This window comes from Streptomyces sp. NPDC014656 (assembly GCF_043084305.1).
Classification (GTDB): Bacteria; Actinomycetota; Actinomycetes; order Streptomycetales; family Streptomycetaceae; genus Streptomyces.
In genome coordinates this window covers 674710-689722 of sequence record NZ_JBIBZN010000003.1, presented here as the reverse complement: position 1 = coordinate 689722, position 15013 = coordinate 674710, and the positions used below count along the sequence as shown (strand labels likewise).

General features: G+C 75.4%; 13 protein-coding genes. 10 read left to right on the top strand and 3 right to left on the bottom strand.

Going from position 1 to position 15013, the window contains the following annotated elements; genetic code table 11:
* Positions 1-9 precede the first annotated feature (9 nt).
* Complete coding sequence (gene katG / locus ACF1ED_RS10360; RefSeq protein ID WP_391758594.1) at positions 10-2199, bottom strand: catalase/peroxidase HPI; 2190 nt, start codon at positions 2197-2199, stop codon at positions 10-12.
* A gap of 245 nt (positions 2200-2444) precedes the next feature.
* On the opposite strand from katG, the gene ACF1ED_RS10355 reads away from it, so the two are divergent.
* From ACF1ED_RS10355 to ACF1ED_RS10310, 10 genes are all read left to right on the top strand, one after another.
* Positions 2445-3260: an alpha/beta fold hydrolase gene (locus ACF1ED_RS10355; RefSeq protein ID WP_391758592.1), complete on the top strand. Its 816-nt coding sequence runs from the start codon at positions 2445-2447 to the stop codon at positions 3258-3260.
* 108 nt (positions 3261-3368) lie between these two features.
* On the top strand, positions 3369-5219 hold the full coding sequence (locus tag ACF1ED_RS10350; RefSeq protein WP_391758590.1) for an ABC transporter ATP-binding protein: 1851 nt from the start codon (positions 3369-3371) through the stop codon (positions 5217-5219).
* Positions 5220-5407: 188 nt separating this feature from the next.
* Positions 5408-5686 (top strand): hypothetical protein, encoded by a 279-nt coding sequence (locus ACF1ED_RS10345; protein ID WP_391758588.1) that lies wholly within the window; start codon positions 5408-5410, stop codon positions 5684-5686.
* A 93-nt stretch (positions 5687-5779) separates the two neighbouring features.
* Complete coding sequence (locus ACF1ED_RS10340) at positions 5780-6781, top strand: TIGR03557 family F420-dependent LLM class oxidoreductase (RefSeq protein ID WP_391758586.1); 1002 nt, start codon at positions 5780-5782, stop codon at positions 6779-6781.
* Between the two features lie 98 nt (positions 6782-6879).
* On the top strand, positions 6880-9144 hold the full coding sequence (locus ACF1ED_RS10335) for an MFS transporter (RefSeq protein WP_391758584.1): 2265 nt from the start codon (positions 6880-6882) through the stop codon (positions 9142-9144).
* Positions 9145-9226: 82 nt separating this feature from the next.
* Entirely contained in the window at positions 9227-9715 is a 489-nt protein-coding gene (locus tag ACF1ED_RS10330; RefSeq protein WP_391758582.1) for a hypothetical protein, read from the top strand.
* 59 nt (positions 9716-9774) lie between these two features.
* Positions 9775-10392 (top strand): TOPRIM nucleotidyl transferase/hydrolase domain-containing protein, encoded by a 618-nt coding sequence (locus tag ACF1ED_RS10325; protein WP_391758580.1) that lies wholly within the window; start codon positions 9775-9777, stop codon positions 10390-10392.
* A 161-nt stretch (positions 10393-10553) separates the two neighbouring features.
* A complete protein-coding gene (locus ACF1ED_RS10320) occupies positions 10554-10925 on the top strand; it encodes a hypothetical protein (RefSeq protein WP_391758578.1) in 372 nt (123 codons plus the stop codon).
* A 70-nt stretch (positions 10926-10995) separates the two neighbouring features.
* The gene (locus tag ACF1ED_RS10315) at positions 10996-12507 is read left to right on the top strand and encodes a SulP family inorganic anion transporter (protein WP_391758576.1); all 1512 of its coding nucleotides are present in this window, start codon (positions 10996-10998) and stop codon (positions 12505-12507) included.
* A 188-nt stretch (positions 12508-12695) separates the two neighbouring features.
* Positions 12696-13259 carry a hypothetical protein gene (locus ACF1ED_RS10310; protein WP_391758574.1) on the top strand — a complete coding sequence of 188 codons (564 nt, stop codon included), beginning with the start codon at positions 12696-12698 and terminating at the stop codon, positions 13257-13259.
* Between the two features lie 30 nt (positions 13260-13289).
* Here ACF1ED_RS10310 and ACF1ED_RS10305 read toward each other — a convergent pair whose 3' ends face one another.
* Both ACF1ED_RS10305 and ACF1ED_RS10300 read right to left on the bottom strand, forming a co-directional pair.
* Positions 13290-14489, bottom strand: a complete 1200-nt coding sequence (locus tag ACF1ED_RS10305) for a nitric oxide synthase oxygenase (RefSeq protein ID WP_391758572.1) — start codon at positions 14487-14489, stop codon at positions 13290-13292.
* A gap of 114 nt (positions 14490-14603) precedes the next feature.
* Positions 14604-15002, bottom strand: coding sequence for a hypothetical protein (locus ACF1ED_RS10300; RefSeq protein WP_391758570.1), 399 nt, complete (start codon positions 15000-15002; stop codon positions 14604-14606).
* Between the last annotated feature and the right edge of the window lie 11 nt (positions 15003-15013).

Sequence of the window (15013 nt, the reverse complement as noted above, 5' to 3'; positions counted from 1 at the left end):
GGCGGGGTGTCAGCGCAGGTCGAAGCGGTCCAGCTCCATCACCTTGGACCAGGCGGAGACGAAGTCGCGGACGAACTTCGCGCCCGCGTCCCTCGCGGCGTACACCTCCGCCAGGGCCCGCAGCTGGGCGTGGGAGCCGAAGACCAGGTCGACGGCGGTGCCCGTCCACCTCGGCTCGCCGGTGGCCCGGTCGCGGCCCTCGTAGACGTTCTCGTCCCGCTCCGAGACCTTCCACTCCGTGCCCATGTCGAGCAGGTGGACGAAGAAGTCGTTGGTCAGGCTGCCCGGACGGTCGGTGAGGAGGCCGTGGCGCGTCCCGCCGTGCCCGGTGCCGAGCGCCCGCATCCCGCCGATCAGCACCGTCATCTCCGGCGCGGTGAGGGTGAGCATGGCGGCCCGGTCGAGCAGCAGCGTCTCCGGTGACAGCTTCTCGCCCGGCCGCAGGTAGTTGCGGAAGCCGTCGGCGCGCGGTTCGAGGACCGCGAACGACTCCACGTCCGTCTGCTCCTGGGTGGCGTCCGTCCGCCCCGGGGCGAAGGGCACGGTCACCGGGTGGCCGGCGTCCTCCGCGGCCTTCTCGACCGCGGCGCAGCCGCCCAGCACGATCAGGTCGGCCAGCGAGATCCGGGTGCCGTCGCTCCGGCCGGCGGCGAACTCCTCGCGGATCGCGTCCAGGGCGCGCAGCGTCTCGCCGATCTCGGGCAGGTCGTTGACCGCCCAGTCCTTCTGCGGCGCGAGCCGGATCCGCGCGCCGTTGGCGCCGCCGCGCTTGTCGGTGCCGCGGAAGCTCGCCGCCGACGCCCAGGCGGTGGTGACCAGCTGGGGCACGGTCAGCCCGGAGGCGAGGATCCGCTCCTTGAGGGCGGCGATGTCCTCGTCCGAGACGAGGTCGTGGTCGACCGGCGGCACCGGGTCCTGCCAGAGCTGCGGCTCGGGCACCCACGGGCCGAGGTACCGGGAGATCGGGCCCATGTCGCGGTGGAGGAGCTTGTACCAGGCCTTGGCGTACGCCTCCGCCAGCAGCTCCGGGTTCTCGTGGTAGCGGCGGGCGATCGGGCCGTACACCGGGTCCATGCGCAGCGCCAGGTCGGTCGTCAGCATCATCGGCGCGTGCCGCTTCGACGGGTCGTGCGCGTCCGGGACGGTGTCCTGGGCGGCCGGGTCGGTGGGCTTCCACTGCTGGGCGCCGGCGGGGCTGGTGGTCAGCTCCCACTCGTACCGGAAGAGGTTGTCGAGGAAGCCGTTGTCCCAGGTGGTCGGGTGGTTGGTCCAGGCCCCCTCCAGACCGCTGGTGAGGGAGTCGGCGCCGGAGCCGGTGCCCTGGGCGTTCTTCCAGCCGAGGCCCTGCTGTTCGATCGGCGCGGCCTCCGGCTCGGGGCCGATGTACTCGGGGGACACGGCGCCGTGGCACTTGCCGAAGGTGTGGCCGCCGACGATGAGCGCGACCGTCTCCTCGTCGTTCATCGCCATCCGGGCGAAGGTCTCGCGGATGTCGCGGGCGGCGGCCAGCGGGTCCGGATTGCCGTTCGGACCCTCCGGGTTGACGTAGATCAGGCCCATCTGGACCGCGCCGAGCGGGCCCGTCAGCTCCCGGTCGCCGCTGTAGCGCTCGTCACCGAGCCAGGTGTCCTCCGGGCCCCAGAAGATCTCCTCCGGCGCCCAGATGTCCTCGCGGCCGAATCCGAACCCGAAGGTCTTGAACCCCATGGATTCCATCGCGCAGTTACCGGCGAAAACCAGGAGATCGGCCCAGGAGATCTTCTGTCCGTACTTCTGCTTGACCGGCCACAGCAGCCGGCGCGCCTTGTCCAGGCTCGCGTTGTCCGGCCAGCTGTTCAGCGGCGCGAATCGCTGGGCGCCGCTCCCGCCGCCGCCGCGGCCGTCGGCGATGCGGTACGTTCCGGCCGCGTGCCAGCTCATCCGGATGAAAAGCGGACCGTAATGGCCGTAGTCCGCGGGCCACCAGTCCTGCGAATCCGTCATCAGGGCGATGACGTCCCGCCGCAGTTCCTCGACGTCGAGGCCGGCGAACTCCTTCGCGTAGTCGAAGCCCTGGTCGAGGGGGTCGGCCTGCGGATCGTTCCGATGGAGCACGGAGAGGTCCAGCTGGTTCGGCCACCAGTCCCGATTGGTCCGGGGCCGGGTGTCCTTGGGGCTGGGGGAGGGAATTGCCGGGTTCTCGCTCTCGCTGCCGGTCACGTACGGCCTTCTTCCTGTGTGCGTGCTTCTTTCCCGCCGCCGGCCGGGATTCTCACGACGGCGCGTCCGTATGGTCGCGCACCGGGGTGCCCCCGGCCACGCGAACACGCAGGGCCGGGCCGCGCGGAATGCGCCGGAAAAGCGGCCCGTCCCCGCGGGGGCTTTCCTGTTGAACCCGCGGAATCCCCTCCCTACGCTGGGAAAGTCCGCGGTTCGGGAAAAGGGGGAGCGACGAGGAGGTGCCGATGGCCGGCGTCGCCGTGCACCGCGCCGTCCTCGGCGACGGCCGCCCCACGCTGCCGTACGCGGAGACCGGGCGGCCCGGGAGCGGGCCGCCGCTCGTCCTCGTCCACGGCTACGCCGACTCCTGGTGGACCTGGGAGCCGATGCTGCGGGCCATGCCGTCCGTCCTGCACGCCTACGCGCCCACCCAGCGCGGCCACGGCGACGCCGGCAAGCCGGAGGAGGGCTACCTCCCGGAGGACTTCGCCGACGACCTGGTCGCCTTCCTCGACCACCTCGGCATCGAGCGGGCGGTCCTGGTCGGGGGTTCGAGCGGCGGCGTCCAGGCCCGGATCGTCGCCGGGCGGCGGCCCGACCGGGTGGCCGGACTGGTGCTGCTCGGCGTCCCGGCCCTGCTCGCCGACAAGCCCGGCGTCCCCGGGTTCCGGGAGAGGGTCCGGGCGCTGGAGGACCCCGTGGACCGGGCGTTCGCCGCCGACTTCACCCGCGGGCTGGCGGTCGGCAGGGTGGCGCCCGGCTTCCTGGAGACCGTCGTCGACGAGAACCTGAAGGTCCCGGCCCGCGTCTGGCGCGAGACCCTGCGCGGCCTCCTGGAGACCGACCTCGCGGCCACGCTCACCGGGATCCTCGTCCCCACCCTCGTGGTCTGGGGCGACCGCGACCCCGTCCTCACCCGTTCGGACCAGCAGCTGATCCTCGACGCGATCCCGGACTCCCGCCTCCTCGTCCACGAGGGCGCCGGCCACGTCGTGTACTGGGAGGACCCGGACCGGGTCGTGCGCGAACTCGCCGCCTTCACCGCCGCGCTGCGCCGCTGACCGTACGCCCCCCGGCCCCCCGACCCGCCGGAAAACCCGTGGACCGGCGCGCCCGCCCTCCGCCACACTCCGTCACCGAACGTATCGGTACGACGACGGAAGGTCGTGATGGGAACGTCAGAACAACGCGGCGGCGGACCGGGCAAAGGCTCCGTCCACCTCGCGCTCCGCCATTACGGAGGAGAGCTGGTCCGGCTCCGGCGGGTGGCCGTGCCGGCGTTGCTGCTGCCGGCGCTCGGCAACATCGGGATCCAGTACCTCGCCCCCCTCGTGGTCGCCAAACTCGTCGGCCGGGTCGCCGACGGCGGCCCCACCACCCTCTCCGCGGTCCTGCCCTACGCCCTCGGGTTCGCCGGCGTCCTGCTGCTCGGCGAGGCGCTGTGGCGGGCCGGCTTCCACTGCCTCAACCGGCTCGACGCCCGGGGCATCGAGCACCTCTACGTCGTCGGCATGGACGAACTCCTCGCCAAGGACGCGGCGTTCTTCCACGACAACTTCGCCGGCTCGCTCACCAAGCGGGTCATCAGCTTCGCCTCGCGGTTCGAGGACTTCGTCGACACCCTGACCTTCCAGGTGATGGGCAGCCTCGTCCCGCTGCTGTTCGCCTCGGTGGTCCTCTGGCAGTACGACCCGGCGCTCGTCATCGGGCTGCTGGTCATGATCGCGTTCACCGGGGCCTGCGTCTTCCCGCTGGTGCGGCGCCGGCAGCGGATCGTCGCCGACCGCGAGCAGGCCATCGCCCGGGTGTCCGGCCACGTCGCCGACGTGCTCACCAACATGGACAGCGTCCGCTCCTTCGCCGCCGAGCGGCGGGAGGCCGCCGAACACCGCTCCCGGGTCGCCGAGTCGCGGCGGATCACCCTGCGTTCCTGGGACTACGGCAACCTGCGCATCGACACCCTCGTCGCTCCCCTCTCCGTCCTCACCAACGTGCTGGGGCTCGTGCTCGCGCTGACGCTCGGCGCGGGGGAGCGGGGCGTGGAGGCGATCATCGTGGCGTTCACCTACTACGCCAACGCCACCCGGATCATGTTCGAGTTCAACCAGATCTACCGGCGGCTGGAGAGCTCCATGACGGAGGCCGCCCAGTTCACCGAACTCCTCCTGGAACCGCCGACCGTCGTCGACCCGCCCGACCCCGAACCCCTCGCGGTCCGGTCCGGCGCGGTCCGCTTCGAGGGCGTGCACTTCGCCCACCGGGGAGCGAAGCCGCTCTTCGAAGGGCTCGACCTGGACGTGCCCGGCGGCACCAAGGTCGGTTTCGTCGGCCGTTCCGGCGGCGGCAAGACCACCCTGACCCGGCTGCTGCTGCGGATGACCGACGTCGACGGCGGGCGGATCCTGATCGGCGGTCAGGACATCAGCCGCATGCGCCAGTCGGACCTGCGCGGCCTCATCGCCTCCGTACCGCAGGACCCGGCGATGTTCCACCGCACCCTCCGGGAGAACATCGCCTTCGCCCGGCCCGGGGCGACCGAGGCCGAGGTCCGGCGGGCCGCCGAGGCCGCCCACGTCACCGAGTTCGCCGACGCGCTGCCCGAGGGCTTCGACACCCTGGTCGGCGAGCGCGGGGTCAAGCTCTCCGGCGGGCAGCGGCAGCGGGTCGCGCTCGCCCGGGCGATCCTGCGCGACGCGCCGGTCCTGCTGCTCGACGAGGCGACCAGCGCCCTCGACTCCGAGAGCGAACTCCTCGTCCAGGACGCGCTGTGGCGGCTGATGGAGGGCCGGACCGCGCTCGTCGTCGCCCACCGGCTCTCCACCGTCGCCGGCATGGACCGGCTCGTCGTCCTCGACCGCGGCCGGATCGTCGAGCAGGGCAGCCACCACGACCTGCTCGCCGCGGACGGCACCTACGCCAAGCTGTGGCAGCACCAGTCCGGCGGCTTCCTGGAGGACGCCGGGGCCGCCGCCGAAGCGGACGGCGGCCGGACCGGGCCGGGGGCGACCGTGTTCCGCTGACCCGCGCGACCCCTTCCCACCAGCGGATTCGCCCGGCCCGCCGGTCCGGGGGCTGCGGGCCGTGCGGGTGCGGACACGGTCCGCGTCTGCCAGCCTGGTGCCAGCGTGCCCGGCACAACGCCTTGACGGAAACCGTCCGTCCCACCGCCTCCGGGCGGTGGGACGGCGTACGACGGAAGGAGGCGGTCATGCTCATCGGCCACGCCTTCGAAGAGGGCGTCCTGCACCTGTCGCTCCCCGGCGACCTCGCCCTCACCAGCCGCTCCGCGGCCGACCTGGAGGCCCAGGCCCTGGCCCTGGCCCACCGGCCCCGGCTCGTCCGGGTCCAGCTCTCCACCGCCGACCCCTCGCCCGCCTCCCTGAGCGTGCTCTCCCGCGTCCGCCGCTTCTGCGAGAACGTCCGCATACCCCTCACCGTCGTCGGCCCGGTCAAGGCCGCGGTCACGGCGGCCCCGCTCCGCGAGTAGCCCGTCCCGCCGGGCGGCCCCGGCCCCCGCCCGGCCGCCCGGCGGTCGCCCGGCTTCCGTTTACGGACGGGCGACCCCGGCAAGGCGCCGCGCATGACACATTTCGGCTACACGATGATGACCGAGCAGGCGGGCCCCCGTGAGCTGGTCGACCACGTGGTCGAGGCGGAACGGGTCGGCTTCGACTTCTCCGTGGTGTCCGACCACTACTTCCCCTGGCTCGACGAACAGGGACACTCCCCGTACGCCTGGAGCGTGCTGGGGGCGGCCGCCCAGGCCACCAGCCGCATCCCGCTGATGACCTTCGTGACCTGCCCGACCTTCCGCTACCACCCGGCCGTGATCGCGCAGAAGGCGGCGACGGTGCAGCTGCTGTCCGAAGGCCGCTTCCGGCTGGGCCTCGGCTCCGGCGAGAACCTCAACGAGCACATCACCGGAGCGGGCTGGCCCACCGCCCGGGACCGGCTGGAACGCCTGGAGGAGGCCGTCGACATCATCGACGCCCTCTTCGCCGGCGGATACGTCACCCACCACGGGCGTCACTTCGACGTGACCGCCGCCCGCCTCTGGGACCTGCCCGACCGGCCGCCCCCGATCGGCATCGCCGCCTCGGGCCCGCGCTCCTGCGCACTCGCCGGCCGCCGGGCGGACCTCCTCGTCGCCGTCGAACCGCGCCGCGAGCTCATCGAGGACTTCGACCGGCACGGCGGCACCGGAAAGCCGAGGATCGGGCAGCTCCCCCTCTGCTACGACACCGACCGGGACGCCGCCGTGGCCCGCGCCCACGAGCAGTTCCGCTGGTCCCTCGGCGGCTGGCGGGTCAACCCCGAGCTGCCGCTCCCGGTGGGCTTCGCCCAGGCCACCGAGCACCTCGGCCCCGAGGACGTGGCCCGGGCCATCCCCTGCGGCGACGACCCCGGCGCGGTGGTCGAGGCCGCCGACGCCTACCGCCGGGCCGGCTTCACCGACCTCGCGCTCGTCCAGATCGGCGGCGACCACCAGGGCCCCTTCCTGGAATGGGCCCGCACCACCCTGCTGCCCGAGCTCCGGGCGGCCTGGGGGACAGGGGCGGAGACGGCCACGGGCACGCGTTGATACGACTTCAGGGCCTTTCGCCCCTGGGCCCGTACATCTCTTCGCTGGGAGCCTCGTGGGTGGGGAAGTCCACGGGGGAACACGAGGAGGTTCTGTCGATGACCGGCACCACCACGCCGTACGGGGCGGGTGCCGCACCGGCGCCGGGGAGCGGCCCTGCCGTCTCCCCCCGGCTGATCGGCCTGGTCCTGGCCCTGGTCGCCGCCCTGTACGTCGTCGCGCCCGCCATGAACGCGGCCGTCGCTCCCCTCGTCCACACGGACCTCGGCGTCACCGCGGAGCACAACGCCGTCGCCCAGATCGCCGGCGCCTGCCTCGCCATCGGCGTCCTCGCGGCCACCGGCCGGGCCGGCGACCTCAAGGGCCGCCGGACCGCCCTCTCGGGCTCGCTCGCGGCGCTCTGCCTCGGCTCCGTCGCCCTCGCCACCTCCTCTGGCCCCGCCACCTACGTGCTCGGCCGGATCGTGGTCGCCGCCGCCCTCGCCGCCGTCTTCGTCTCCTGCCTCGCCTTCATGACGACCGTCTCCATGCCCGGCCGGATCCGCCGGATCATGGGCGGCTGGCTCGCCGCCATGTCCGCCGGCTTCGTGCTCGCGGTCAACCTCGCCCCGCACGCCGCCGCCCTCACCGGCTGGCGGATCACCGCCGCCCTCATGGCCGCCGCGGCCGGCGGCGCCCTGGTGCTCGTCCGCCGCCTGCTCCCCGACGCCGGGCCGCTGGGCCGCGAGGCGCTGCCCGACGCCGTCCGCACGGTCTCCCAGGTCCTGTGCGCCGTCAGCCTGGCGGCCGCCCTCCAGCTCGCCCCGCTCTGGGGCTGGCAGGACCCCGGGGTCGGCGCCCTGCTCACCGTCGCCGTGCTCTCCTGCGCGGCGGCCCGGGCCCGGGCCCTGCGGCGCGTCCCCGAGCGCCGCCGCTCCGAGCAGGTGCCCGGAGCCGTGTGGACCGGGGCGCTCGTCGCGGGCCTCGCCCTCGGCTTCACCCAGGTGGTCCTCACGATGGCCGTGCCCGCGCTCGTCTCCGCCGTCGGCCTCTCCGGCGCGGTCACGGCGCTCGTGCTGTCCGCGTTCGGCGTCGGCGGCGCCGCCGCCTGCCTCCTGGTCCGCCACCGGAACGTCTCCCCGCTGGCCGGAGCCTCCCTCGGGCTGCCGCTCGCCGCGCTCGGGCTCGCCCTGCTGCACGCCCTGGTCGACCACGCCTCGCACGCCCTGGCCGGCGGGTTCGCCGTCGTGACCCTCATCGGCTTCGGCACCATGCTGGCCGCGGCCCCGCAGATGGCCCGCTTCCTCGCCGCCGTCCCCCGCCCGCACCTGGGCGTGAACGCGGCCCTGCTGCCCTGCGCGATCCTCGTCGGCACCGCCGCCGCCCAGGCGCTGCCCTACACCTCGCCCCTGGGGCCCCCGCCGCTGCCGACCGAGGCCCGCGAGCTGCTGTGGGTCGGCACGGTCGTGGTCGCGGTCGCCGCGCTCGCCCTCGGCCGGCCCGTCGTCGCCGTCGTCGTGGCCACCGCCTCGGTCCTCCAGTACGTGATGGTGGACGCCGACACCAGCCAGCCCATGAGCGTGATCGTCGCCCTCGCCGTGGGCGCCGCCGCCGGAGCCGTCGCCTGGTCGCGCCGCGAGCAGACCGAGCGGCTGACCCGGACCCGGGAGACCGCCACCGCCCTCCAGTGCGCGGTCCTCCACCCCGTCCCGCCCCGGCTGGGCGGGCTCCGCCTCGCCGGCCTGTACCGCCCCGCCACCGCCGGCACCGCGATCGGCGGCGACTTCCTCGAAGCGCTCGACACCCCCTACGGCACCCGCATCCTCATCGGAGACGTGCGCGGCAAGGGCCTCCAGGCCGTCCAGACCGTCACCGACCTCCTGGGCTGCTTCCGCAGCCGGGCCCACGAGACCGAGGACCTCGGCGAGGTCGCCGCCTCCCTGGACCGCCAGGTCCGGCGGGCCGCCCTGGCCCGCGGCGACGAGGAACTCTTCGCCACCGCCCTCCTCCTCCAGCACTCCGGCCCCCGCCAGGACCTCCACGCCGTGAACTGCGGCCACCTCGCCCCGCTGGAGGTCGGCCCCGGACACACCCGAGAGCTGGACGTCCCCGCCGTCCTCCCGCTCGGCTTCGGCGCGCTGGACGCGGGAGCCGTGCGGCCCCACCGGGTCGCCCTCGCCCCCGGCTCCACCCTGCTCACCCACACCGACGGCCTCAGCGAGGCGCGGAACTCCAGCGGCGAGTTCTACCCGCTGGCCGAGCGGCTCGCCGCCGCCGGCCGCCACGCCCCCGACGACCTCGTCCGCCACCTCGACGACGACGTCCGGGACTGGACCCACCACCTCGCCGACGACATCGCCGTCATCGCCCTCGGCCGCCACTGAACCCGGGCCCCGGGATGCGGGGCGCCGGACGCTGCCGTTGACTGGGGCCCACGAGCACGGGCGAGCCGAGGGAGACCACGACATGACCGGACGCTGGGTACGGGCCGCCGCCGGCGGCCTGCTGGCGGGAGCCGTCCTGACGGGTACGGCGGGCTGCTCCGACGACGGCGACAACCCCGTGTCGGGAGCGGTCAGCGAGGCCGCCTCTGCGGTCGCCTCCGCCGCCGAGGGCGTCACGGACGCCGCCTCCGAGGCGGCCGACAAGGCCGAGCGGCAGATGGCGGAGATCAAGGACGGCGTCGACGCCGGGGACGAGGTGGAGCTCGGCGACCCCGCCACCGACTCCGACGGACGCACCACCGTCCCGGTCACCGTGCGGAACACGGACGACAAGGCGCGGTCCTTCGCGATCCAGGTGCGGTTCGAGGACGGTGACGGCAAGCTGCTCGACGCCGTCGTCCTCACGATCTCGGACGTGCCCGCCGGCAAGCCGGGCGACGGCACCGCCCGCAGCACCCACAAGCTCTCCGGCTCCGTCACCCCCTCGGTCGCGAGCGCCCTGCGCTACTGACCCCGCCGCGGGGCGGAAAACCGCTACCGTCCGGACCGACCGGCCCGCAGACTCCTCCCATGACCGACATGGACGCCTTCCGGACCGCCGTCACCGCCTGGGCGGCCGGCGGACCCGGCGACACCGCGCGCGACCTCGCCGTCCGCCTGCCCGTGCGCACCGTGGTGCTCCTGGAAGGGCGCAGCGACGTCGCCGCCGTCGAGGCGCTGGCCGCCCGCCGGGGCCGGGACCTCGCCGCCGAGGGCGTCTGCGCGCTCTCCATGAACGGCGCCACCAACGCCGCCCGGCACGCCCGGCTCCTCGGCCCGTCCGGCCTCGGCCTGCGCCTCACCGGCCTCTGCGACGACGCCGAACGCGCCCACTACGCCCGCGGACTGGCCGCCGCCGGCGCCGACCCGGACGCCTTCTTCGTCTGCGTCGCCGACCTGGAGGACGAGCTGATCCGCGCCCTCGGCGTGGACCGGGTCGGCGAACTCGTCGCCGCCGAGGGGGAGGGCCGCGCCCTGCGCACCTTCCTGAACCAGCCCGCCCAGCGCGACCGGAGCCCGCTGCTGCGGATGCGCCGCTTCCTCGGCACGACCTCGGGGCGGAAGATCCGGTACGGCCGCGTCCTCGTCGAGGGCCTGGACCCCGACCGCGTCCCGGCCCCGCTCGACGGCCTGATCGCCTCTCTTTGAGCCGAACCGTGACCGGTTCCCATCGAAAACCGTTCGTACACGCGCTTGTCGGCCCGCGCCGCCCACCTGCGCGGTTTACTCTTCCTTGACCCGAGCGGAAACGTGGCACGGGCGAACGCGGCACGCGCCGACGTGCCGGGGACCCCAGGGAGAGGAGGACGGTGGCCGCGTCGTTCCTCCTCCCGCCGCGCGCCCTGGCGCGCACCCTCGTCGCCCTGCTCCTCGTGGTCTGCGGCGTCCTCGGGACGGCCGCCGCACCGGGCGCCGCCGCACCGCCGCCGCGCGCCGAGTCCGCCCCCGCGTACGCGTACGAACCCGGCCCGCGCGGCGAGGGCGAGACGGAGGCCGCGCGCGGCGCCGCCCCCCACCGCGACCGCCGCGCCACGTCCGCGGGGCCGGCCGGACCGCCGGGCTCCGCGGGGCCCGCCGGGCGACGGACCGCCGGCGGCCCGCACGGCAGCCGGGGGAGTCCGGGCGCGGCGACCGGACCGCCCGCCCCCGACGTGACGGCCCTCCAGGTCTTCCGGTGCTGACCGGGGCGACGCCCCGTGACGCCCCGTCGGACCGACGCGCGCCCCACCGCGCGCCAGTGAGGAACCGCCCGTGCCTTCCACTCCCTCCGCCCCCGCCCGCTCCTTCTCCCACCTGCGGCAGGACTTCGCCGCCTCGCTCGTCGTCTTCCTGGTCGCGCTGCCGCTGTGCGTCGGCGTCGCCGTCGCCTCCGGGGTCCCGGCGGAACTCGGTCTGGTCACCGGCATCGTCGGCGGCCTCGTCACCGGCTTCCTCCGCGGCAGCAGCCTCCAGGTCTCCGGCCCGGCCGCCGGACTCACCGTCCTCGTCCTGGAGACCGTCCACGCCTTCGGACTCGCCGCCCTCGGCGCCATCGTGCTCCTCACCGGACTGCTCCAGGCCGGGATGGGCCTGCTCGGCTGGGGGCGCTGGTTCCGGGCCATCTCGCTCTCCGTCGTCGAGGGCATGCTCGCGGGGATCGGACTGCTCCTCATCGCCGGGCAGGCGTACGCCGCCGCCGGTCTTTCCGCGCCCGCCTCGGGCCTCGCGAAGCTCACCGGACTGCCCGCCGCCGCGGCCCAGGCCGTCCGCAGTACCGAGGCGCTCGCCTCCCTCGCCCTGGCCGCCGGGACCGTCCTGGTGCTGGTGGTCTGGCGCCGGGCCCCCCGCCGCGCGCGGGCCGTCCCGGGCGCCCTGGTCGCCGTCTTCCTGGCCTCCCTCGTCACCGCCCTGGCGGGGCTGCCGGTGGCCACCGTCGAGGTCGACGGCGTCCTGGAGGCCGTACGCCCGCCGGGCGCGGAAGGGCTCGCCGTCCTCGCGTCACCGGCCGTCCTCGGCACCGTCCTCGCCTTCACGCTGATCGCCTCCGCCGAGTCGCTGTTCTGCGCGGCGGCCGTCGACCGGCTCCACCCCGGCCCGCGCACCGACTACGACCGCGAACTCCTCGCCCAGGGGGCCGGGAACGCCGTCTGCGGCCTGCTCGGCGCCCTCCCGCTCACCGCGGTCATCGTGCGCAGCGCCGCCAACGTGGAGGCCGGTGCCCGCACCCGGGCGTCCCGCGTCCTGCACGGCGGCTGGCTGCTGCTCTTTGCCGTGCTGCTCCCGGCGGTGCTGGCGCTCGTCCCGCTCGCCGCGCTCGCCGGAGTCCTGGTCCACGCCGGCTGGAAGCTGATCCCCTTCCGGGGCGTGGTGGCGTTGTGGCGGGATCACCGCGGCGAGGCGCTGGTCCTGGTCGCCACGGCGGTGGCGATCCTGGCGGTCGGCATGTTCGAAGGGGTGCTCGTCGGGCTCGTCCTGTCGGTGGCGAAGGCCGCGTGGGAGGGCTCGCAGCTCCGGGTGGAGCGCACCGACGACGGACGCGGCGCCGTCCGGGTCCGCCTGCTGGGCACGGTCACCTTCCTGAGGCTGCCCCAGCTGCTGGACTCGCTGGAGAAGGTGCCCGGGGACCGCAGGGTCGAGCTCGACCTCTCCGGCGTCGCCCACCTCGACCACGCCTCCCGCGCGGCCCTCGACGCCTGGGCCGAGCGGCGGGGCGCCGCGGGGCCGGACGCCGTCCGCCTGCGCGAACCCGCCGTCCCGGCGACGGAGACCGGCCCCCTGGGGTGAGGGCGGCGGGCGGGGAGTCCGCCCCGTCCGGGCCCGGCGGCCTGCGGGACGGCGACCAGAAGGACGACGCCACCGGCTGACACGCCCCGGCAGGACGCGTCGAGGCCCCGACTTCGGGGTAAACAGAGACCGAACGCCTCCTCTCCCGAACGGACTTGTGCGCGTTGAGCATGCCACTCGGATCCCGTGTGCCAGGCAGGACCTGGACCATTCGCCTCACCGGCCACCACGACCACTCGGCGCGGGTCAGCTGCACCACCGCGGGCTGCCGGATGCCCGACCGCTCCAAGGACGTGCGCGCGCTGCGCGCCTTCGCCGCCGAGCACGTCCGGGCGCACGCCCGGCTGGCGACCCCGCGCCCCCACGCCGCGTGCGCCTGCGGCGGGGCCGGCTGCCGACACCACCAGGCCCGGGCGCTGTGCTCGGGCCGCACCCTCCTCGTCCTCATCCACAACCCGGCCGTCGGCGAGGTGTGGACGCTCGCCGAGATCTGCGAGGCGTGCGCCCCGCTGATCACCCACGCCCGGATCGTGGCGCGCGCCGCGAGCCCGGCCGAGACCCGCGGGCCGGAGCGGGTGCCGGAGCCCCGGACCGCGCCCCCGGCCGTCCCCGCCGCCCCCGGGCCGGGCGTCCCGGTGCTCTTCTCCTCCCCGGAGGCCGCGGGCGGCGCCGTCGACCCCGCCGGCTCCCGCCCGACCCGCCGCCCCCGCAGGGGCGGGCGCGGGAACCGCGCGGGCGGCGGACGGTACTGACCCCGGCGGCACGGCCCCGGGCCGGGCGTCCTACCCCTCCCGGGGGACGAACGCCGGGCGCAGGGCCGGGTCGACCGGGTCGTAGTAGCGGTGGAAGACCGGCGTGGCCGCGCCCGACAGCGGCGGGACGATCCAGCTCCAGTCGGCCGGCACCGCCCGGCCGTGCCGCCGCTCCCGGGCGATGTGCTTCAGGAAGCGCCCGGACTCGGTGTGGTGGTCCGCCATCGTGACCCCGGCCTCCTGGAAGGAGTGCAGGACCGCCACGTTCAGCTCCACCAGCGCCCGGTCCCGCCACAGCGTCCGCTCCGAGGAGCGGTCCAGTCCCAGCTTCTCCGCGACCAGCGGCAGCAGGTCGTAGCGGTCCGCGTCGGCGAGGTTCCGGGCGCCTATCTCCGTGCCCATGTACCAGCCGTTGAACGGCGCCGCCGGATACCGCACCCCGCCGATCTCCAGGACCATGTCGCTGATCGCCGGCACCGCGTACCAGCGCAGCCCGAGCCCGGCGAACCAGGCGTGCTCGGGATGGCGCAGCGCCACCTCGCGCACGGTGCCGTCCGGCAGCTCGTACCACTCCGGGCGGGCTCCGGGCCGCTCCCGCACCATCAGCGGCAGCACCTGGAAGGGCTCCTCCTCCCGCTTCCAGCCCAGCTCGCGGGCGAGGGCCGTGGCCGCCGCCGCGCGCGGATCGCCGACCCAGCGGCCCGACGGGGTGCGGTGGCCCGCGTACCGGACCAGCTGGTCGTTCACGATCCGGGGCGCCGGGCGGCCCGGCCGGTCCGGGGCGAAGACGGTGAGGACCGGGCGGATCCGCCCGCCGTTGCCCGCCGCCCGCAGGTGCTCGGCGCAGGCGGCGGCGATCCCGTCGGCGGACGACACCCCGCGCAGGTCCCGCACGACCAGGCTGCTCCAGTAGAGCCGCCCGATGCAGCGGGCCGCGTTGCGCCAGGCGACCCGGGCGCCGAAGGCCAGCTCCTCGGGCGTGTGCTCGTAGGTGCCGGTACGGGCGATCTCGGCCCGCACCTGACGGACCCGGGCGTCCGCGTCCCCGGCGCCCGGGCTCTCGCCGTGGAACTGCCGGACGAACTCCTCCGCCTGCCGCCGGTCCACCCGGTCCGGCTCGCGCGCGGCGGCCGGCGCCGGGACGGGGGCGGGGGCCGCGGCGGCGGCCGAGTAGGGGCACGCGGCGCCGGCGGGGGCGGACGCGCGGCGACGGATCAGGCTGAAGACCAAGGTGTTTTCCTCCCTGGCCCCATGACTACCGTACGGAGTCCTCCGGCTGTGGAGAGTGTTCGAACTTCGCCGGAGCGGCCGGTCCGTCCTGGTATGGTGCCCGGCCGCCGCCCCTCACACGGCGGTCAGCACGTCGCCGCGCACCCGCTCCAGGACGAGACCGCCGTCGAGCCGGACCCGGGCGGTGAGCACGGGCCGCCGCTTCCGGTACGCGTCCCAGGCCGGTTCCAGGGCGCGCACCTGTTCCTCCAGCCGCTCCCGGCTCGCCGCCGGCATCTGCGCCCCGAAGGACTCCAGGAGCGAGGCCAGGCGCTCGTACTCCGCCGCCCCCGGGTCCGGCCGGGGCTCCTCGGGCGCGTCGACCCGCTCGACGACCCCCTCCGTCCCCTCCCCGAGCAGCAGCGCGCCGGCCACCGCCTCCGGTTCCCCGACCGGGTCGCCGGCCACCGTGACCGCGCCGGCCACCCTCAGATCGACCGCGAGACGGACCCGCAGGCCCCGTGTGAGCGTCATCCGGCCTTCTT